Consider the following 21,078-nt stretch of genomic DNA (forward strand, 5'->3'; position numbering starts at 1 on the left):
GGAGGAATCATGAAAACGCATAAGGTAGAACAGCTTGTCATCGCAACCGTAGGTTTTTTTTGGTGTTTTCTGATGTGGTTCTCGACGGCCGCCTTTAGCCCGAGTATCGCGAATCACTACAATCTCAGCTTGGCGGCACTCGGCCTGCTGGCGAGCTCGGCCATCTGGATGGCACCGATCGGCCGTATCATCGCCGGATGGGCAGCGGATCGCTTCGGCGCGCCGCGCACCTTCGCGGTGATCCTGGCCGTTTGCGGCCTAGTGTCCATTGCCTCGGCCTACACCACCGATTACGACATCTTGTTCATCGAACGGGTGATCGTGGCGATCGCCGGCGTGTCGTTCGTGGTCGGTATTCAGCACGTGGCGCAGTGGTTCGAGCCGAGTGAAATCGGTACTGCCGAGGGTCTGTACGCCGGCACCGGCAATGTCGGTGCCGGCGTCGGCGCGCTGCTCTTGCCGCGTATGTTTGGCCTGGACTACCAGTCGGCATTCTTGTGGCTGGGCGTCATTGCCCTCGTGATCGCGGCTTGGTACCTGCTGCGCGGCGAAGCGGCCAAGCATGAAAAGGTGCGCGCTACTGCACGTGAATCAGCCGATCTGCGCGGCACGATTTTCGTTTGGAGCCGCTATATTGCCATTGCACTGATGCTGGCCTACGCCATGTCCTTCGGTTTGGAAATCGCGATGAATGCCTGGTTGCCCGGTTATTTCACTCGCGGCTTCCATGAGGCGATCCTTGCGCTGGGCTTTACCAGTATCGCCGGCGTACAGATTGCGGCAGGTACCTTTGCCGCGGTGCAATCCTTCACCGCGTCGCTATTCCGGCCCTTCTCGGGCTTTATGTCGGACCTGTTCCAGCGTCGCGGCTGGACACCGCTGCCGATGATCGCTCGGACGCTGCCCTACGCTCCGCGTCTGCACTGGCTAGCCATCTCGCTGTTGCTGATTACGGCGTCCATGGTGGCGCTGACCCTGGCCGGGCTGGCGAATTCACTACCGCTATCGGTACTGGTGTTGGTGGCCTTCGGTATCTTCGTGAGTTTTGGTACCGGCGGTACCTTCGCGCTCGTGCCGTTGTTGTTCCCGGATCGTCCGGGGATCGCGGCTGGCTTCATCGGCGGGGTTTCCACGGCTGGCGGTATTGTCTATCCGCTGGTGTTCGCGCACTCCGGGAACATTCACATGGGGTATCTCTATATCGCCTTGTTCATGTTCATCCCCTTCACTCTGTTCTACTTCTGGGCGGCGCGTTATGAGCATCATCCCGAGGATCACGGCATCGGGGAGAACTGGATCGACCGGACGAATCGCCCGGTGGGCGAGAAAGCCTGATATATCCCGCGATACCGAGCCATCAGCAGATAGCTCGGTATCGCGGCGAGACTGGAAACGCTACCGATCGAAAACTGGAGATTGCCAATATGCAGACCAACGAGCAGCAAAGCACCCCGCACGAGCCTTGGTACAAATATGGCGTGGCCTTCATCTTCTTTGAGATGTTCATCGCCATTGCGGTCAGTGTCTATTCGCTTTACATGGCCTTCAATGGTCTGGGCGGTTTCCCAGGCAAGCATTGAGCGGAGTGCCCGGGCGCCGGAATGGTGCCGGCCCCGGGTTTTTTGCACCAAAGTGGTGCGCTCTAGGTTGAGATTTGGGCGGGTACCCGTGTCTGGCGGCGGGTGTTCAGGGATGGCACGTAATGTGCTTTATCCATTTAGACAAGCGTGTAAAGCTGGAATGGCGCCCAACGGCGGGCTACCGATCCGGTTACCATGAGATCGAGTGTATTCGACAAAGGCGTCGTGACGTTCATGCGTGGCATGAACGGAGCGACGCTTTTTTTTGGCCTGAATGGAGCGGTTTGGCATGGTGGATAAAAGTGCGAACGGGCGACCTCGGCTGAGTCTCGGCAATCGGCCGGGAGAGGATCTGGAACAGCGTGAGTTGACGCTCGGTTTTGTGCCACTGACCGATTGTGCGCCCTTGGTGGTCGCACGCGAGTTGGGCATGTTCGCGGACGAGCATCTGGAGGTGACCCTCTCGCGTGAACCCTCGTGGGCGAATATCCGCGATAAGGTCATGATGGGCGCGCTTGATGGTGCACAGATGCTTGCCGGCATGCCGGTTGCCAGTCAACTCGGCATCACTGCGGTACGGCGGCCATTGATAGCGGCTCTCAGCCTGGGACTGGGCGGCAATGCGATCACGGTATCGCGGCGGTTGTTCGAGCGCATGCGCGAGGTTGATGCCGAGGCCGTCCGGCATCGGCCGCGTACGGCCGGTGTCTTGCGTACGCTTATCGAAAGCGACCGTCGCACGGGTCGGCCGCCATTGACCTTCGCGGTGGTCTATCCCGTATCAAGCCATAACTACGAGTTGCGCTACTGGCTGGCTGCCGCTGGCATCGACCCCGACCGTGACGTGCGGATCGTGGTGATTCCGCCGCCGCAGATGGTAGCTCGTCTGCGTGCAGGGGAAATCGACGGATTCTGTGTGGGCGAGCCCTGGAACAGCGTGGCAGTACAGGGGGGGCATGGTCATGTCCTGATCACCAGCGACCAGCTCTGGCGCCACAAACCGGAAAAGGTCTTGGGCGTGACGCAGGAGTGGGCCGAGCGCCATCCGTTGACCTTGCGTGCGTTGGTGCGCGCCTTGATGCGCGCCGGGCAGTGGCTGGACGATCCCGATCATCGGGAGCAGGCAGCAGCCTTGCTGGCCCGATCGGAATATGTCGGCGTCAAGGAGGCGCTGCTGCGCCTGCCGTTGACCGAACAAATGATTTACGACCCTGGCGAATCGGCTGTTCCTCACCCCAATTTCAATGTGTTCCAGCGGCATGCCGCGATGTTTCCGTGGCGTTCGCACGCCCTGTGGTTCGTCACCCAGATCTATCGCTGGGGGCAGGTCGATACGGCATATGACATGACCGCCGTGGCTGAGATGGCATATCGCCCGGAGTATTACCGGGAGGCTGCTGCGGCTTTCGGATGGTCCTGTCCGCTGATCGATTACAAGCCAGAGGGATTGCACGCCGGTGAATGGCAATTGGCGCAGGCCGTGCCGGAGCCGTTGCGAATGGGGGCCGATGCCTTCTGCGATGGAGGTCGATTCGATCCGCAGGACCCCGCGGGTTATCTGGAATCCTTCGAGGTCGCCACGCCCAGGGTCACACTGGAAACTCTTCGGCACATGAACCAATTTCAGCCGTCACGACCTGCCAGGACAGCGGGCAAGGCCAGTGACGGCGCATCCTGATTCGGGAGATATCGAGATGACACGCAAGCAAAGACTGGTACTGATCGGCAATGGCATGGCGGGCATACGCACGCTGGAAGAGCTGCTCAAGCTCGTGCCCGATATGTACGAAATCACGGTGTTCGGCGACGAACCCTATGGCAATTACAACCGGATCATGCTCTCGCCAGTGCTGGCGGGAGAGAAGACCGTCCATGACATTATGCTCAACGATGACGATTGGTATGCAGAGCACGGTATTACCCTGCACAAGGGTAAGCGGGTGACGCGTATCGACCGGGTACGTAGATGTGCCATTGCAGAGGACGGTACCGAGGCGCCTTACGACCGATTGATCCTCGCGACGGGTTCTAAGCCGTTCATCATCCCGGTGCCCGGACATGACAAGCGCGGTGTGATTGCCTTCCGAGACATCCACGATGTCGACACGATGCTTGCGTCGTCCCGTACGGGACGACGCGCGGTGGTGATCGGCGGCGGTTTGCTCGGTCTTGAGGCCGCCAACGGTCTGATGAAGCAGGGCATGGAGGTGACGGTCGTTCACCTACTGGCCACGTTGATGGAGCGCCAACTCGATGAGGCGGCGGCGGGGTTGTTGATGCGCTCGCTGGAGGAGCGAGGCATGCACTTCCGCCTGCAGGCGCAGACCACCGAGGTGCTGGGTGACGAGCGGGTCACCGGGGTGCGTTTTCAGGACGGCAGCGAGCTACCCGCGGACCTCGTGGTGATGGCGGTCGGTATTCGCCCGAACATCGAGCTGGCGCAGCAGTCCGGGCTTTATTGCGAGCGGGGCATCCTGGTCAACGATACGCTGCAGACCTTCGATCCGAGCATCTACGCGGTGGGCGAATGCGTACAGCATCGCGGCAGCGTCTACGGCCTGGTTGCGCCTTTGTTCGAACAGGCCAAGGTCTGCGCAAATCACTTGGCCGAATACGGTATCGCCAAATACGGTGGATCGATGACATCGACCAAACTCAAGGTCACCGGCATCGATCTCTTTTCCGCCGGTGACTTCAATGGCGACGACAGCAGCGAGGAAATGGTGCTGCAGGACGCCGCGCGCGGCGTGTACAAGAAATTGGTGATCCGCGACAACCGTATCAAGGGTGCCGTGATGTACGGCGATACCCTCGACGGCGCCTGGTATTTCCAGCTGATGCGCGACGAGTCAGACATCACCGATCTGCGCGAGCATCTTCTGTTCGGGCAGGCACACATCGGAGACGCGGGCCATGGTGATGAAACTTCTCGTATCACCGCATTGCCCGACAACGCCGAAATCTGCGGTTGCAACGGCGTGTGCAAGGGCGAGATCGTCCAGGCCATCACCGAAAAGAAGCTGTTCACTCTGGAGGAAGTGCGTGCGCATACCAAGGCGAGCAATTCCTGCGGTTCGTGCACCGGCCTGGTGGAGTCGCTGCTGGCCAGTACGCTAGGTGGTGATTATTCGCAGACGCCATCGAAGCAATCCATCTGTCCGTGCACCGAGCACACACACGACGAGGTGCGCGAGGCCATCCATACCCGTGAACTCAAGACCATGCCGGCAGTATTTGAGGCCATGGCTTGGTCAACGCCGGATGGTTGTCATACCTGCCGTCCGGCGCTCAATTACTACCTGTTGATGAACTGGCCGGGCGAGTACGAGGACGATAGTCGGGCGCGTTTTATCAACGAGCGGGTGCACGCCAACATCCAGAAAGACGGTACCTATTCCGTGGTGCCGCGTATCTGGGGTGGCGTGACCACGCCTGCCGAGCTGCGTGCCATCGCCGAGGTGGCGGAGAAGTATCAGGTGCCCACGGTCAAGATCACCGGCGGCCAGCGCATCGACCTGTTGGGCGTGAAGAAGGGCGATCTGCCGGCGATGTGGGGCGATTTGTCGCGTGCCGGCTTCGTTTCCGGCCACGCCTATGGGAAGGCCTTGCGCACGGTGAAGACCTGTGTGGGTTCTGAATGGTGCCGCTTCGGTACCCAGGACTCTACGGGGCTGGGTATCGCGCTTGAGCAGCAGACTTGGGGCACCTGGACGCCGCATAAATTCAAGATCGGCGTGTCCGGTTGTCCGCGCAACTGTGCCGAGGCCACGATCAAGGATCTGGGTGTGGTCTGTGTGGATTCTGGCTACGAGTTGCACGTGGGTGGCAACGGCGGAGTCAAGGTGCGTGCGACTGATTTTCTGTGCAAGGTCGCCAGCGAGGCGGAAGTACACGAATATACCGCCGCCTTCATACAGTACTACCGTGAAACCGCCCGCTATCTGGAACGTACGGCACCCTGGATCGAGCGCGTTGGGTTGAGTCTGGTGAAACAGAAAGTGGTCGAGGACGAGGTAGGGCGCAAGGTTCTGGCGCGGCGCTTTGCCGAGTCGCAGCAGTACGCGCAACACGACCCCTGGTTGGAGCGTGCCGAAGGCACGGACGCGAACGAATATCGCCCGCTCAACCGTATCAGTGCCTGAGCAGTGCATCGATTTTTTGATGGAGTGAACCGATGAAACAATGGATCGAGATCGCCGCGTTGACCGAGATTCCGCGTTTGGGCTCGCGGATCGTTGCCCATGGGGACGAGGAAATCGCGGTGTTCCGGGCTAGCGACGACGCGGTGTTTGCGCTGCACAACCGTTGTCCGCATCGCGGTGGCCCCTTGTCAGAAGGCATCGTGCATGGCCATCGGGTGACCTGCCCGCTGCACAACTGGGTGATCGAGCTGGACCAGGGAGAGGCCGTCGCTCCGGATAGCGGCACCACCACCTGCTACGCCACCCGCGTTGAAGATGGGCGTATCTGGCTGGAGCTGGACAGCGCTGCGGAAGCTGCTCATGGCTGAGGCGATCGCCACCATTTGTCCCTACTGCGGCGTGGGCTGTGGCCTCAAGGTACGCCCCGGGGTCACGGTGGAGGTGCAGCCGGATACGACGCATCCCGCCAATCTGGGCCGCGTATGTTCCAAGGGCGCGGCCCTGGGTGAAACCCTGGGGAAGCTGATCGTCTGTGCCATCCAGAGATCAATGGTGCGCAGGCGAGCTGGGACGAGGCGCTCGATGAAGTCGCCGTGCGTTTGCGCACGGTCATCGAAGCGCATGGACCACAAGCTGTGGCCTTCTATGTCTCCGGTCAGCTGCTCACCGAAGATTATTATGTCGCCAACAAGTTGATGAAGGGATTCATCGGCGCGTCGAACATTGATACCAACTCACGCCTATGCATGTCCTCTGCCGTGGCTGCCTACAAGCGTGCCCTGGGCGAGGACGCGGTACCCTGCAGCTACCGAGACCTCGAAGAGGCCGATTTGCTGGTGCTGGCAGGCTCCAATGCGGCTTGGACGCACCCTGTGTTGTATCAGCGCATCGTGGCTGAGAAGCGTCGCCGACCCGCTCTGCGTGTGGTTGTCATCGACCCGCGACGCACCGCAACCTGCGATATCGCCGACTTGCATCTGGCCCTGCGGCCTGGTGCGGATGCTTGGCTGTTCAACGGTTTGCTCAGCTATCTGGCTCGCGAGGGCGGCCTTGATCAGGATTTCCTGAACGCACACACGGGCGGGGCGGAGGCGGCACTAGAGGCTGCGCGTGCCGCCGCGCCGTCGATCCCGGCCGTGGCTGCGGCCTGCGAGCTGCCGGTGGCGCAGGTGGGCGAATTTTTCCGCTTGTTCCTGCGGACCGAGAAAGTCGTCACGATGTGGTCGCAGGGTTTGAATCAATCCAGCAGCGGGGTCGACAAGGGCGCCGCCCTGATCAATTGTCATCTGGCTACGGGCCGTATCGGTCGGCCCGGCATGGGACCGTTTTCGCTGACTGGGCAGCCCAATGCGATGGGGGGGCGTGAGGTGGGCGGGCTCGCCAATCAGCTGGCCGCGCACATGGATATCGACGACGCCGATGCACGCGATCGCTTGAGTCGCTTCTGGGGTGTGCCGGCGGTGGCCGATGCTCAGGGCCTCAAGGCAGTCGATTTATTTGAGGCAGTGGCCGATGGCCGGGTCAAGGCGGTCTGGATCATGGCGACCAATCCTGTCGTGAGCATGCCGGATGCCGACCGAGTGCGTGCGGCCCTGCAGGCTTGCGAGCACGTGATTGTTAGCGATTGCGTACGTGGCAGCGACACGGTAGCTTTCGCCGACGTACTCCTGCCAGTGGCAACCTGGGGTGAGAAGGACGGTACGGTAACCAATTCCGAACGTCGTATCTCGCGTATGCGTGCCTTTGTTGCGCCGCCGGGAGAGGCGCGCCCGGATTGGTGGATTATCACTGAAGTGGCGCGGCGGTTAGGGCACGGCGATGGCTTCTCCTATCGTTCGCCGGCGGACATTTTCCGCGAGCATGCCGCGCTCTCTGCATTCGAAAATGAAGGTCGCCGAGTATTCGATATCGGCGCGCTCGCGGGCATTAGCGACGCACAGTATGATGCCTTGGCGCCGGTGCAGTGGCCGGTCAATGCGAAGCATCCGGAGGGTACCGAAAGATTGTTTGCCGACGGGTATTTCCCGACGGCCGATGGGCGTGCTCGCCTGCTGCCGGTAACCCCGCGCGCACCGGTGGTGGCCGCAGGCGATGAATATCCGCTGATAATGAATACGGGACGTATCCGGGATCAGTGGCACACCATGACGCGTACGGCACGCACGTCACGGCTGACCACCCACCTGCCGGAGCCCTTCGTGCAGATCCATCCGCTGGATGCCGATCTCTGGCACCTGAGCGACGGTAGCCTCGCACGGGTGATCAGTCCGCAAGGGCGCTTGCTGGCACGGGTCAAGCTTGATCCGGCGCAACGGCCCGGATCGGTCTTCGTACCCATGCATTGGAACGAAGTCTACGCACGCAACGCGCGCGCCAATGCGTTGACCGCTGCCGTCACCGATCCGATCTCCGGGCAACCCGAATTCAAGCATGCCCCGGTGCGTGTGGAGCCCTTCCGCCCGCTCTGGGAGGGTTTTCTGCTCAGTCGTTCGCCACAAACCCTGCCGTTGGGCGAGTATCGGGTACACATTCCCAGCCGCGGTTTTCATCGCTACGAGCTGGCCGACGAGGCTTCGCCAGGAGACTGGGGACAGTGGGTGCAGGCGCACTTGCTCGGGCCAGGAGAATGGATGGAGTACGCCGATCCGGCAGCTGGGCGTTATCGCTGCGCACGCCTGCGTGACGGGCGTCTGGAGCTGGTGTTCTTCGTGGCGCCCGCGGGCCTTCCGGAGCGCAGTTGGCTGGGGCAGATGTTTGCGGAAGATTATCTCGATGACGTGGCGCGCATGAGCTTGCTCGCCGGGCGTCCGGTCACCGGCATGCGGGTCACCGGGCGGCAGGTCTGTGCCTGCTTCAACGTGGGGCTCAACACTCTGGTGGAGGCCATAGGCGAACAGGGTCTGACCAGTGTTGAAGCCATTGGGGAAGCCTTGCAGGCAGGTACCAATTGTGGCTCTTGTATCCCGGAGCTGCGGGAAATTCTGGCTCAGGCGCAACGGAGCGCCTGAGCGGACGACGAGGAGGTCGCATGAGGCATTTACCGATTTTCATGGACGTACAGGGGCACGACTGCCTTGTGGTTGGCGGCGGGTCCGTGGCGGTGCGTAAGGCTGGTCTGCTGCTGGAAGCAGGCGCCAAGGTCACCTTGGTAGCGCCCGAGGCTTGCAAGGAATTGCTTGAACAGCAGTCGGCGGGACGGATGATCTGGCTGGCGGAATCCTTCGCGGCTCGCCATCTTGCCGGTCGTATGCTGGTAATTGCCGCGACGGATGATGCCGGCGTCAATCGGCGCGTGTACGCGGCGGCGCGCAGCCGCAGCCTGCCGGTGAACGTGGCCGATCAGCCGGCGCTATGCAGTTTTATCCTACCGGCGGTGATCGACCGAGCCCCGGTAACCATTGCGGTATCGAGCGGTGGAACCGCACCGGTACTCGCACGCCATCTCAAGACCCGACTGGAAACATTCATACCGCATACCTGGGGCCGTTTGGCCGGCCTGCTCGGTGGTTGGCGCGGTGAGGTTAAACGGCGTCTGAGCTCGCCATTGGCGCGTCGTCGCTTCTGGGAGGATGCATTGGAGGGACAGGTTGCCTCGCTTGCCTTGGCTGGGGATACGGTCGGAGCCGAGGCATGTCTTGCACAGGCGTTATCTGCGGCGGTTGACGAGGGGGTACAGGGTCAGGGCGGCGAGGTTTGGTTGGTGGGTGCAGGACCGGGGGATCCGGAATTGTTGACGCTCAAGGCCTTGCGGCTGTTGCAGCGGGCGGATGTGATTGTTTACGACCGCCTCGTCGGCCCAGAAATACTCGCGCTTGCGCGCCGTGAAGCCGAGCGTGTTTTCGTTGGCAAGCGCGCAAGTGATCATGCGTTGCCGCAGGAGGCGATCAGCGAACTGCTGGTGCGGCTCGCAACGGAGGGCAAGCGCGTGTTACGTCTCAAGGGGGGGATCCCTTCATTTTCGGACGCGGCGGCGAGGAGATCGAGCGCCTGGCTGCCGCCCATATCCCCTTCCAGGTCGTGCCAGGGGTGACCGCAGCCAGCGGCTGCGCAGCTTATGCCGGTATCCCGCTGACGCATCGCGATTGCGCTACTAGCGTGCGCTTCGTGACTGGGCACACGCGTGATGATCGCCTGGATCTTGATTGGGCTGGACTGGCGATGGCGCGGCAGACACTGGTGTTCTACATGGGGTTGGCCAACCTGTCCGAAATCTGCGAGCGGCTGATCGCGAATGGCATGTCGGCCGATACGCCGGCTGCGCTGGTGGAGCAAGGCACGACGCCTGGCCAGCGGGTCCACGCCGGCAATCTGACCACGCTACCGTCGCTGGCGGCCACGGCCGGATCGCCAAGCCTGGTAATCGTAGGCGAGGTGGTAGCCTTGCGTGAACGTCTCGGCTGGTATGAGGGCGCGGCACCCGGACAGTCCTCATTTGATCGCCCACCCTGTACCGCGGTTGCCGAGGCGCTGCACAGCGAGGTGGCATAAGGCAATTATCATGAGGCCTGCGATCCCGAATTCCAGCGCCGTGGACACGCGATGACACCGGCCGAATCTGCGGCAATCGGCGGGCCGCACGGATTTCAGTCCGCGTACGGTGTCATTCGCGGAGCGCGGTGTCTATGCGTGGATTGGTGGGCGATGGGTTTCGCCATTGCGCTGCCTGCGAAATACCTTGTCCGCGCGAACGGATCGTGCAGAGAGGGCGCTGTTTTGAACCGAAGTGATTTCCGTCGAGGAAAAGGGGGTGAATAATCCAGGCCACACCCAAGCGGATTTTGGAGCTGCAAGTCCCTGGTGTCGTGTCGGGGAAAGCGAATTCATCCGGCACGACACAGACATGGCACTCTACGGCTCCGAATGCGCTAATGGATTCGGGTTTCGATTTTTCAGATATGTCGATGGTGATTGTGGAGTATGTGCCGATGATTGATCCGAATGCGCTGGAAGGGTTCGATGGCCGCTGTATCGCGCTGCCGGAAACCCGCCAACTGGATGTGCTGGCAGGGCTACTGGAGCGGCGTGGTGCGCAAGTGATCCGATGCCCACTGGTATCCATTCTGGATACGCCGGATCAGATTTCGGTAGCGACCTGGCTCAAGCATTTCATTCACGACGATACCGTGCGGGATCTGATCCTGCTGACCGGTGAAGGTGTTTCGCGCCTGCTGGACGCCGCGGAGCGGCACTACATGCGCCCGGCCTTCGAGGCAAAGCTGGCGAGGGTGCGCAAGATCTCGCGCGGACCCAAGCCGGGACGCGCCCTGCGCGAGATCGGGCTGGTCAGCGACGTGGTGAGTGTGAAGCCGACGACCGCTGGGGTGATCGAGACACTGGCGACATTGGAATTCGTCACCGACCGGGTGGCGGTACAGCTTTACGGGAGTGAGCCCAATCTACCGTTGCAGAACGCGTTGCGCGCGCGTGGCCTGGAGCCCATGCCCGTCGCGCCCTACATTTACGCCAGTGAAATGGACGATGTTCGTGTGCTCGATCTGATCGATACCCTTGCCGGAGGGCAGGTGGATGCGATTGCCTTCACCAGCCAGCCACAGGTCAGACGCTTGCTCGATCTGGCACACGAGCATGGCCGCGAAGAGGCGCTGCGTACGGCAATGGCCGGGATGTTGATTGCGGCCATCGGCCCGGTGGTGGCGGATCTGCTGGACAGCCGCGGCGTGCATGTCGATGTGGTGCCGGAGGCGCGTTATTTCATGCGCCCATTGGTCGATGCTATCGCGGCGAAATTTACGGCGCCCTGAGGGCGTTGCACGATCCGCTCGGGGGCTTCGGATTGCCCTCCGAAGCGTATCACCAGTGCACCGAGTTCATCTGCCAAGCTGATCAGTCCGCGTGCTCGGGTTTCTGTTCGCTGCGCGGCCTCGCACGTGATTTCGGCGGTATCGCGAATTGCGGTTACCCGACGGTTGATCTCTTCGGCGACCTTGCTCTGCTGCTCGCCGGCGATCGCAATCTGGGCGGTCATGTCGCCTATGATGGTGACCGCGCCGTCGATGGCGCCGAGGGCATCGACGACTCCGGCGGTTTCATCCACTCCTTGGCGGGCAAGGCGTTCGTTGGCCTTTAAATTCTCGGTGCTTTCGCCGACCGTGTGCTGCAGTTGTTCGATCATGTCCTGAATGTCGGCGGTCGCGGAGGCGGTGCGTTTTGCGAGCGCACCGACTTCGCTGGCAACCACGGCGAAACCACGACCGTGTTCGCCGGCACGTGCAGCTTCGATGGAGGCGTTGAGTGACAGCAGATTGGTTTGATCCGCAATTTCCTTGATCAGATCGACCACGTCGCCGATACGCGCGCTGTCGGCATTCAGTCGCTGCATGACGCGCCCCGCGTCGGCGATTTCCTCGGCGAGGCGAGTGATGGTGTCGCGGCTGGTATTGACGACGCCGCGCCCGCGGGCGGTTGCTTCGCGCGCCCGTCCGGCCGACTGTGCGGCTTCGGTGGTGTTATGTGCTACCTCCTGCACGGTGGCGGCCATCTCGTTAACCGCCGTGGCGACCGATTCGATCTGTGTCTGCTGTTCCTCGATACCGCGCACGGTCTGGGCGAGGATTTCGGCGGAATCGCCCGATGACCGGTGTAGATGGCGGGCATGTTCCTGGATGCGACCGAGTACGGTGCGCTGTCCTGCCTCGAGTAGCCGAAAGGCCAATTCTATCTCGCCTGATTCGTCGCGTCGGTCGGTATAGACCGCCTGCATCACCGGATTGTCCACAATGCGTCGTGCTCGTGAGACGGTCCGGCGTAGCGGGGCGAGCAGGCCGATGGTCGCAAAAACGGAAATCATTCCCAGGACGAAGGCCGCACCCGTCGCAGCTGTCCGTGTCAGCCCACTTATTTCGCCGATGGCCAGTAGCGAGAACAGCCCTCCATTGACCGCGGCAATGCGCGTGCCCATGCGGTGCAACGGGGAGCGGCGCATGAGGCGAGTCAGACGGGCACCGGCGGTTCGCGTGTCCGCACCCCGCCCATCCGTAGGGCTGCCGAGTACTCGATACAGTTTTTCGGCGCGTGCGCGGTCCGCCGCTTGCGGTCGGACGCGCACGGACTCGTAGCCGCTCAGGCGACCTTGTTCGTAGACAGGCGTGACATAGGCATCGACCCAGTAGTGGTCGCCGTTGTGACAGCGGTTTTTCACGACGCCCATCCAAGGGTGGCCGGATTTGACCGTGTGCCACAGGTCGGCAAATGCCGCTTGCGGCATATCGGGGTGGCGCACGAGGTTATGGCTCTTGCCAACGAGTTCATCGGCACTGAAGCCGGCGACTTTGAGGAAGACCTCGTTGGCGTAGGTGACCACGCCGGCCGTGTCAGTGGATGAGATGAGTTGCTCGTCGGGCGCGAAGGACTGTTCGCGGCCGCTGATCGGGAGGTTTCGCTTCATGCCGGTGTGTTAGCGCCAGTTGGTCAGTGCCGTGGCCACGGGCACGCGCCGCGCGACCATTGAGGTGCGCGAGTATAAACATGTTCTGTATGGGGGTATAGAGCGCACCGCGGCGTGGCCGCGATGCGAATGCCGGTGCTCTACCAGGTGAGTACGCGGCCAGCCTCGCCCAATGCAGGTAGGGCCTGACTCGGCGTCAGCAAGGGCAGACTCTTGGTCAGATCGTCAACAGTCATGCCGTTGAGATCCAATGATTGCGCGCAGCCGATCACACGCACGCCATTGTCTTCGGCCAGCTTCATAAAGTCGGCGATGCTGTTGCCGCCCTCAAGCGGGTGGATGGATTCGGCCACGCCTTTTTTCAGCAGCTCGGTGGCTGGGCCGGTGAAGTACATGATGACGTTTTGCTCCATGGCGGCGGCGGTGGAGGCCAGAAAAAAGGCGGAGGGTAGCCGTTTGGGGTTTTCGGGGCCGGTGATCAGAATAATCACCAGATCTGCTGCTTGTGAGTCAGCCATGTTGTGCCTCCTGCGGGTGTGGAGAATCGATAAACGTGCGAACCACCTTCATGTGGAGTGGCGCGCGACATGCCGAGTAGAGGAATCGGGCAGATTTCGTATGGCCTGCATCCACCTTTGCGCCGAGTGGACGATGGATAAGATGCCTGACCAGCTTTCGGGGGATTCTTGTTCAGCACATGTGAATATAGGCAAATACCGGATGATTTGGTTCCCCCTGAGCCAAGTCCATGAACTTTATCCACGCATAGAATGTCTAGATTCGGACAGTCGGTCATGTGCTGGCTGTAGTGCGCTCAAGGCCGCCAAGACGGCCGGCCTGCGGCGGAGGGTTACGACTTCGCCGCGGGCTTATCACCCATCTGTTTAAGGAGAGATCAACGATGTCGCTCGTGAGCACCGTAATTGTACTGTTAACCATTATCGGACTGGCCATTGCCACAGGTGTTCTGGCTACGACGGGTTTGACCACCGGAGCGATCGGTACCGGGGTGTTGACCATCATCCTGGCCTTCATGTCCTGGCTGGGCTTCGTCGGCGTACGCACCCAAGAGGGTTGACCGGAAGGCCTCGCCCTCCGATTACGCCACTTCAACGTCGCAGGCCCGGTGTGGCGATCGCCGGGTCTGCGAGTTTTTCGGTTTATCCAGGCATTTGATATTTCGAAGCAAAACTGAGTTGACCTTGCCGGATCAAAACATGTATCTTCGATGCACCTTTTGATGGTGACAACGCTGAGGAGTATGTAAGGATGAACAATCTGTATGAACAGTTGGGTGGCGACAAGGCGGTGGATGCTACGGTCGACATTTTCTATCGCAAGGTTCTGGCGGACGACCGGGTCAACGGTTTCTTCGATGACACCGACATGGAAGGGCAGGCCGCAAAGCAGAAGGCCTTTCTGACCATGGCCTTTGGAGGGCCGCATAGCTATACCGGGCGCGATATGCGAGAGGGGCACAAGCATCTGGTCGACCGTGGGCTGAACGATACCCATGTCGATGTGATCATCCAGCTGATCGGTGAGTCGCTGCGTGAACTCAACGTGCCGGAAGCATTGATCGCGCAGGTGGCATCGGTCGCTGAATCGACGCGCAACGACGTCCTGAACCGCTGATCCTGCGATTCCAGGAACGCCCGATTCACGTCAGCAGGGAAGCAAACTCATGACCGATATCCGCTATGCCGGACAGGAGCACGTGGCGCTGCCAAGCGAAAGCGTGCTGGAGACATTGGAGCGTGTGGGTGTTCAGATCCCCAATGCTTGCCGTAGCGGAGTTTGCCAGAGTTGCTTGATGCGGGCGCGGGCGGGCGATGTCCCGCCCGCAGCCCAAGCTGGACTGAAGGACACCTTGCGCAGCCAAGGCTATTTCCTGGCCTGTTGTTGCCGGCCGGAAGGCGATCTTGAGGTCGCCCTGCCGGATGATGACGCACTGGGCGAAACGGAAGTGAGCCTGACCGGTATAGAGCTGCTTAGCCCCAGCGTCATGCGGGTCTTGCTTAAGCCCGAGGCGGCGTTTGAATACCGGCGGGGGCAGTTCATCAACCTGATCCGCGACGATGGTCTGCGGCGCAGCTACTCGCTGGCCGGTTGTGCGGATTTGGGGGACGCGCTGGAGCTGCACGTACGTCACATTCCAGGCGGTGCGATGAGCGACTGGTTGATGACCGGTCACGGCAGTACCGATAGCCTGCGCATTCAGGGGCCGCACGGCAATTGCTTCTATGTGCCGGGAAAACCCGATCAGGCGATGCTGCTGATCGGTACGGGTACCGGGCTGGCGCCCTTGTACGGCATTGTGTGCGATGCCCTTGCGGCCGGGCACACCGGGCCAATACATCTGTATCACGGCGCGCGCACGCTTGAGGGCCTCTACTTGGTGGAGCGCATGCGCGAGCTGTCGGCGCGTCATGCCAATCTGTACTACACCCCTGCGTGATGGAATCCGGCGAGCCGTCCGCGGCGGGCACGGTTACGGTGGGGTCGGTGGACCAGGTTGGACTGGAGGCGCATGCCAGCCTCAAGGGATGGCGGAGCTATTTCTGCGGCGATCCGAACTTGGTCACGCGTATGCGCAAGCGTGCCTATCTGGCGGGTGCGTCGTTGGCCGATATCTACGCAGATGCCTTCCTGCCGGCGGCCACGCCCACCTAGCGCCCGAGCGTGAGCCTGGCCGGGGCGTTATACTGGCCAGTCAAGTTTACCGGCGCGGCGCCATGCATCTTACTCAACACACTGATTTTTCGCTGCGCGTCCTGATGTATCTGGGCGCAATGGAGAACCGGCTCGTTACCATTGACGAGCTGGCGGATCGCCTGCATATCGCGCGTAGTCACCTCGCCAAGATCGTCAACCGCCTCTCCCGTCTGGGTTATATCGCCACCCTGCGCGGCAAAGGTGGCGGTATGCGTTTGGCGCATCAGCCCAGCGAGATTGTCATCGGTGCGGTGGTGCGGGATACAGAGCCTGGCACCACCCTGATCGATTGTCAGAGTCCGCCTTGCTCGATTCTCGGCGTCTGCGGGCTGGTCGGTACACTGGCCCGTGCGAAGGCGGCATTTTTCGAGGTGTTGGATGGGGTGACTTTGGCTGATCTCGTGGCCAATGGCGGGGCGTTGCGTCAGCGTTTCGAATCACCGGGTGAGGGTGCGCGTGTTATTCATCTCGTGACCCTGGACGGTTCCTGAGTTCTGGATCGTCTCGCGCACACCCTTGTCATACCCGACCCGTAAGCACTGATGGAGCCCGGATGGCCCTACCTGCGTCACCCCGTATTGCATTGATTCGACAACGATATACGCGCTTCGGCGGTGCCGAGCGCTTTGTGGCTGGCGCACTTGAGGCCCTGGTGGCCCGTGGCGCCCGCCTGTCGGTCATCACCCGTCGTTGGCAACATCAACCCGGTGTCGAGACGATCGGCGTCAACCCGTTCCATCTCGGCCGGGTTTGGCGCGACTGGGCCTTCGCGCGGGCCGCTTGCCGGGTGGTCGACGCCCGCGGCTTCGATCTGGTCCAGTCGCACGAGAGGATCGCCTGCTGCGATGTCTATCGCGCGGGTGACGGCGTTCATCGCGTCTGGCTACAGCGTCGGGCCGCCGCTGGCGGTTGGCGCGCACGCTTCGGGCAATGGCTCAGCCCATATCATCATTATGTCCTGCATGCGGAAAGGCGCTTATTTGAGAGCCCGAGGCTCAAGGCAGTGATCTGCAATTCGGCCATGGTGCGAGACGAGATCAGCGCATGCTTCGGCGTCCCGGAGGCGCGTATCGAAGTGATTTATAACGCGGTTGATAGCGAGTATTTCACGCCGATACTGCGTACGCGCTACCGTCAGGAGATGCGCGAGCGTCTAGGCGTGCCAGAATCCGCAATGGTCTATCTGTTCGTCGGCTCTGGGTTCGCGCGCAAGGGACTGGACACAGCTATCCGCGCCTTGGCGGCGCTGCCCAGCCATTGTTGCCTTGTGGTGGTGGGCAAGGATCGCGCGACGCCGCGTTACCGGCGTCTGGCGCGTAAGCTTGGCTTGGCGTCGCGTGTCTATTTCGCAGGTCCGCAAGCCGATACGGCCCCGTTTTACGGTATGGCTGACGCGCTTGTGCTTCCGACGCTCTACGATCCCTTCCCCAATGTAGTGCTGGAGGCACTGGCCTGTGGATTGCCGGTATTGATCAGCGATAGCTGCGGCGCGGTGGACATTATCCGCGACGGGGAGAATGGTTTTATCTGCGCCGCACGGGATCTCGAGGGTTTGATCGCGCGTATGCGCCGACTGATGGATGCCGAATTGAGAGACCACCTCATGCCGGTCTCCCGCGCGTTGGTCGAGTCCTGGCAGGCGGAGGCCATGTCGGCGCGACTGCTTGGGCTCTATCGACGCTTGCTCAAGCATGAGGATGAAATAACAGACAAGGTACACGCCCGAATCCCCCTCGAGTGATGACGCGGGATACGAACTGGCCCACGCGCGGCTATGCTATGCAGGAATTTATGTAAACCGGGTGGCTCCGGCACCCGATGGCATAGCGAGGATACGATTGTGAGCGAAAACCGGCGCGATCACGAACGGCGGCACTGGGATCGGAAAGTACATTATCCCTTTCGGGATAGTGACGGTCGGATGGTGGTGCACAATCGCCGGCGGGTCGTGGAGCGGCGTTCCAGATCCGCACGGGCACTGGATGCGCGCCCCGTACTCAAGCTGCGTTTTCGGGGGCATGATGTCGCATTGCGTAACGGGCAGCTGAGGGTCGGACGCCATAGCGGCAACGATATCGTGATCAATCAACCGGTCGTCTCGCGCCATCATGGCGTGATTCTATCCCTCGGCGACGGCTATTTGCTGGTGGACACCAGCCGGAACGGTACGTATGTGCGGCTGGAAGGGGCATCGGCGGACGTGCATGTCCAGGCAGGCGAGTACAAGCTCGACAGCCGCGGGACCCTCAGGCTGGGTCGCGTCACGGATGCGCCGGGCAATGATCTGCTGTACTTCGAGTTGATCTGACCGACGCGTCCTCGGTGTCCCCTCAAACCTGATGGTATTCGCGGTACCAGTCCACGAAGCGACGAATACCGTCCTCGATCTGAGTCTGTGGTTGATAATCCACGTCCTCGATGAGCTGTTCGACATCGGCGTAGGTGTCGGGTACATCGCCCGGTTGCAGCGGCAATAAATTCTTTTCAGCTTGCCTGCCGAGGCATGCTTCCAGTACCTCGATGTAGCGCATCAACTCCACCGGTTGATTGTTCCCGATGTTGTAGAGGCGGTAGGGCGCCAGACTGGTTGCTGAATCCGGGTTGTCTCCCGACCACTCGGGGTTCGGTGTTGCTACGTGATCCAGCGTACGAATGACACCTTCGACAATATCGTCGATATAGGTGAAATCGCGGCGATGGTGCCCATAGTTGAAGACATCGATCGGTTCGCCGGCAAGAATCTTGCGCGTAAACATGAATAAGGCCATGTCGGGGCGGCCCCAGGGGCCATAGACGGTGAAGAAACGCAGGCCGGTGGTCGGCAGGCCGTAGAGATGACTGTAAGTGTGCGCCATCAGCTCATTGGCCTTTTTGCTGGCGGCATACAGACTCACCGGATGGTCCACATTGTCGTGTACCGAGAAAGGCATGTGGGTATTGGCGCCGTAGACCGAGCTGGATGAGGCGTAAACCAGATGCTCGACGTCATGGTGGCGGCAACCCTCCAGGATGTTGACGAAGCCGACCAGATTGGTGTCGACGTAGGCGTGCGGGTTGATCAGCGAATAGCGCACGCCGGCCTGGGCGGCGAGGTTGACCACGCGCTCGGGGCGGTGCCGGGCGAAGACGGCGGCGATGGCGTCGCGGTCGGCGATGTCGATGCGCTCGTCCGTAAAGCCGGCGTGACCCTGGATGCGTGCGAGCCGGGCCTGCTTCAGGCGGACGTCATAGTAGTCGTTGAGGTTGTCGACGCCGATGACTTCGTCGCCGCGTTCGAGCAGGCGGGCAGATAGGGCGGAGCCGATGAAGCCGGCCGAACCAGTGATGAGTACGCGCATAAATTTCCCCCGGTGGTTTTATAGTCGTCCGTCGACGCTGTCGACCGGCAGTACGGACTTGACGTCGAACACGATAGCGTTTTCGTGACCTTGGGCACGGATATACGCAGCCCCTCGTTCGAGGAAGGTGTCGTGCGACACGGCCAGGATAACGGCATCGTAAATTCCCGTTTGTGGCGTCTCGACGGGGCGAATGCCGTATTCGTGCATCGCTTCCTCCGGGTCTACCCAAGGGTCGTAGACATCGACCAGGGCGTGGAATTCGCGGAAGGCTTCGATCACGTCGATCACCCGCGTATTGCGCAGATCAGGGCAATTCTCCTTGAAGGTTAGCCCGAATATCAGGATGCGCGCGCCGACGACATGCAGTTTGCGTTGCGTCATCAGTTTGAGTACGCGTTCCGCTACGTAGGCGCCCATGCCGTCGTTGGTACGTCGCCCGGCCAGGATCATGGCTGGGTGATGACCGACTTCCTGGGCCTTGTGGGTCAGGTAGTAGGGATCCACGCCGATGCAGTGACCGCCGACCAGCCCAGGCCGGAAGGGCAGGAAATTCCACTTGCTGCCGGCGGCTGCAAGTACCTCCTGGGTATCGATGCCGAGTCGGTGAAACAGCATGGCCAACTCGTTGATCAGGGCGATATTGACATCGCGCTGAGTATTTTCGATCACCTTGGCAGCCTCCGCGACGCGGATGCTGGCGGCGCAATGGGTCCCCGCCGTGATGATGCTGGCATAGAGCGCATCGACGAAGGCTGCGGCCTCCGGCGTTGAGCCGGAAGTGACCTTTCGGATACTGGTGACGCGGTGCTCTTTGTCGCCGGGATTGATGCGTTCCGGGCTATAGCCGGCGAAGAAATCGCGATTGAAGTGCAAGCCGGAACAGGCTTCCAGAATTGGGACACAGACTTCCTCCGTGGCGCCGGGATAGACGGTGGACTCATAGATCACCACGTCACCGGGCTTCAGGAGGTTCCCGACCGTGCGGCTGGCGGACTCAAGAGGGCTGAGGTCTGGCCGTTTGTGACGATCCACCGGCGTGGGCACGGTCACGATGAACACGTTGCAGGTACGCATATCTTCGGGTTGACTGGAGAAGCTGAGCTGTGTGCTGGTGCTGAGTTCCTCCTTGCTAACCTCGCGCGTGCTGTCATGGCCGCGGCGCAGTTCGTCGATGCGCTCGGGCTTGATGTCCAGTCCAGCGGTTGGGTAATGACGACCGAATTCCACTGCCAGTGGCAGCCCCACGTAACCCAGTCCAACGATGCCAATACGAACGGAAGTCAGATCGACCACGATTTTCTCCCAAGGTTATTTCACATACTGAAGGATTTCGGCCAATTTGTCGGGCGGTGGTGTGCCCTCGAAATAGAAGGCGGAGCCGTCGGTGGTGGCAAACAGTGTGACCGGTACACCGTTGAGGCCGTGGTCGGCCAGTAGGCCATTGTTGATATCAAGCTCGTGACGGGTCTTCGCGCTGGGGTTCTGCAGAGGTGCAATACCGCCGCCGGGCGTATCGCCGAAATTCCAATCGTGCTCGCTCTGATAGAAGGCCTTCAGACGATCCTTAGACTGAAGAATCGCCGCTGCCTTACCGGGACTGGTGCTGGTGAGGATGCCAACGGTTATCCAATGCACCGTCACTTCGTCCCTTTTCACATAGGGGCGAAGTTCCTCGAAGAGCTTGTGGCAATACGGGCAGTTCGGGTCGAAGAAGATATACAGTGTCTTGGCGCCCTTGCCCTCGGTGATTTGTACCGCCTTGTGCACGTCCTTGAGCAGCGAGATGGCGGGATTCCCGCTAGCGGCATGCGCAGGTGAGGCGACCAGGCCGGCAATCAGCAGGAAGGCGGCAAAGAGGGCGTACGGTTTTTGCAGGAAGGGCATGCTGGCTCCGG

18 protein-coding genes and 2 pseudogenes are annotated in these 21,078 nt (G+C 61.1%); 15 read left to right on the forward strand and 5 right to left on the reverse strand.

Going from position 1 to position 21,078, the window contains the following annotated elements; all coding sequences use genetic code 11:
* The first annotated feature begins 9 nt into the window (after nt 1-9).
* From BI364_RS05250 to BI364_RS05285, 8 genes and pseudogenes are all read left to right on the forward strand, one after another.
* Nucleotides 10-1,335, forward strand: coding sequence for an MFS transporter (locus tag BI364_RS05250; protein WP_070077846.1), 1,326 nt, complete (start codon nt 10-12; stop codon nt 1,333-1,335).
* An 89-nt stretch (nt 1,336-1,424) separates the two neighbouring features.
* On the forward strand, nt 1,425-1,580 hold the full coding sequence (locus tag BI364_RS18255) for a hypothetical protein (protein WP_197495889.1): 156 nt from the start codon (nt 1,425-1,427) through the stop codon (nt 1,578-1,580).
* Nucleotides 1,581-1,869: 289 nt separating this feature from the next.
* Nucleotides 1,870-3,258, forward strand: a complete 1,389-nt coding sequence (locus tag BI364_RS05255; RefSeq protein WP_070079916.1) for a CmpA/NrtA family ABC transporter substrate-binding protein — start codon at nt 1,870-1,872, stop codon at nt 3,256-3,258.
* A gap of 16 nt (nt 3,259-3,274) precedes the next feature.
* Nucleotides 3,275-5,722, forward strand: a complete 2,448-nt coding sequence (gene nirB, locus BI364_RS05260; RefSeq protein ID WP_070079917.1) for a nitrite reductase large subunit NirB — start codon at nt 3,275-3,277, stop codon at nt 5,720-5,722.
* Between the two features lie 32 nt (nt 5,723-5,754).
* A complete protein-coding gene (gene nirD / locus BI364_RS05265; RefSeq protein ID WP_070077847.1) occupies nt 5,755-6,090 on the forward strand; it encodes a nitrite reductase small subunit NirD in 336 nt (111 codons plus the stop codon).
* Nucleotides 6,077-8,730: pseudogene (locus BI364_RS05270) on the forward strand (molybdopterin-dependent oxidoreductase). The gene nirD and the pseudogene BI364_RS05270 overlap by 14 nt, the downstream one beginning before the upstream one ends.
* Before the next feature lie 41 nt (nt 8,731-8,771).
* A pseudogene (cysG, locus tag BI364_RS05275) lies at nt 8,772-10,210 on the forward strand (siroheme synthase CysG).
* 437 nt (nt 10,211-10,647) lie between these two features.
* The gene (locus tag BI364_RS05285; RefSeq protein WP_156782632.1) at nt 10,648-11,484 is read left to right on the forward strand and encodes a uroporphyrinogen-III synthase; all 837 of its coding nucleotides are present in this window, start codon (nt 10,648-10,650) and stop codon (nt 11,482-11,484) included.
* Here the strand turns inward: BI364_RS05285 and BI364_RS05290 are convergent.
* Nucleotides 11,430-13,127, reverse strand: a complete 1,698-nt coding sequence (locus BI364_RS05290; protein WP_070077850.1) for a methyl-accepting chemotaxis protein — start codon at nt 13,125-13,127, stop codon at nt 11,430-11,432. The two genes, BI364_RS05285 and BI364_RS05290, sit on opposite strands and share 55 nt — an antisense overlap.
* 140 nt (nt 13,128-13,267) lie before the next feature.
* Nucleotides 13,268-13,645 (reverse strand): DsrE family protein, encoded by a 378-nt coding sequence (locus BI364_RS05295; protein ID WP_070077851.1) that lies wholly within the window; start codon nt 13,643-13,645, stop codon nt 13,268-13,270.
* Nucleotides 13,646-14,028: 383 nt separating this feature from the next.
* Here BI364_RS05295 and BI364_RS17800 point away from each other — a divergent pair, with 383 nt between their 5' ends.
* The 7 genes from BI364_RS17800 (at nt 14,029) to BI364_RS05320 (ending at nt 18,150) form a co-directional block, all read left to right on the forward strand.
* Nucleotides 14,029-14,205 carry a hypothetical protein gene (locus BI364_RS17800; RefSeq protein ID WP_156782633.1) on the forward strand — a complete coding sequence of 59 codons (177 nt, stop codon included), beginning with the start codon at nt 14,029-14,031 and terminating at the stop codon, nt 14,203-14,205.
* 191 nt (nt 14,206-14,396) lie between these two features.
* The gene (locus BI364_RS05300; protein ID WP_070077852.1) at nt 14,397-14,762 is read left to right on the forward strand and encodes a group I truncated hemoglobin; all 366 of its coding nucleotides are present in this window, start codon (nt 14,397-14,399) and stop codon (nt 14,760-14,762) included.
* A 49-nt stretch (nt 14,763-14,811) separates the two neighbouring features.
* Nucleotides 14,812-15,585, forward strand: a complete 774-nt coding sequence (locus BI364_RS05305) for a 2Fe-2S iron-sulfur cluster-binding protein (protein ID WP_197495891.1) — start codon at nt 14,812-14,814, stop codon at nt 15,583-15,585.
* A gap of 47 nt (nt 15,586-15,632) precedes the next feature.
* A complete protein-coding gene (locus BI364_RS18260; protein ID WP_197495892.1) occupies nt 15,633-15,800 on the forward strand; it encodes a hypothetical protein in 168 nt (55 codons plus the stop codon).
* Nucleotides 15,801-15,862: 62 nt separating this feature from the next.
* The gene (locus tag BI364_RS05310) at nt 15,863-16,333 is read left to right on the forward strand and encodes an Rrf2 family transcriptional regulator (RefSeq protein ID WP_070077853.1); all 471 of its coding nucleotides are present in this window, start codon (nt 15,863-15,865) and stop codon (nt 16,331-16,333) included.
* Nucleotides 16,334-16,395: 62 nt separating this feature from the next.
* Nucleotides 16,396-17,583: a glycosyltransferase family 4 protein gene (locus BI364_RS05315; RefSeq protein WP_070077854.1), complete on the forward strand. Its 1,188-nt coding sequence runs from the start codon at nt 16,396-16,398 to the stop codon at nt 17,581-17,583.
* A 99-nt stretch (nt 17,584-17,682) separates the two neighbouring features.
* Complete coding sequence (locus BI364_RS05320; protein ID WP_197495894.1) at nt 17,683-18,150, forward strand: FHA domain-containing protein; 468 nt, start codon at nt 17,683-17,685, stop codon at nt 18,148-18,150.
* A gap of 22 nt (nt 18,151-18,172) precedes the next feature.
* Here BI364_RS05320 and BI364_RS05325 read toward each other — a convergent pair whose 3' ends face one another.
* The 3 genes from BI364_RS05325 to BI364_RS05335 are packed head-to-tail and all read right to left on the reverse strand — an operon-like array spanning nt 18,173 to nt 21,067.
* Nucleotides 18,173-19,180 carry an NAD-dependent epimerase gene (locus BI364_RS05325; RefSeq protein WP_070077856.1) on the reverse strand — a complete coding sequence of 336 codons (1,008 nt, stop codon included), beginning with the start codon at nt 19,178-19,180 and terminating at the stop codon, nt 18,173-18,175.
* Between the two features lie 18 nt (nt 19,181-19,198).
* Nucleotides 19,199-20,476 carry a nucleotide sugar dehydrogenase gene (locus tag BI364_RS05330; protein WP_070077857.1) on the reverse strand — a complete coding sequence of 426 codons (1,278 nt, stop codon included), beginning with the start codon at nt 20,474-20,476 and terminating at the stop codon, nt 19,199-19,201.
* Nucleotides 20,477-20,491: 15 nt separating this feature from the next.
* Nucleotides 20,492-21,067: a thioredoxin fold domain-containing protein gene (locus tag BI364_RS05335; protein ID WP_070077858.1), complete on the reverse strand. Its 576-nt coding sequence runs from the start codon at nt 21,065-21,067 to the stop codon at nt 20,492-20,494.
* Nucleotides 21,068-21,078 lie beyond the last annotated feature (11 nt).

Origin of the sequence: Acidihalobacter yilgarnensis (assembly GCF_001753245.1) — a bacterium.
GTDB classification, from domain to species: Bacteria; Pseudomonadota; Gammaproteobacteria; order DSM-5130; family Acidihalobacteraceae; genus Acidihalobacter; species Acidihalobacter yilgarnensis.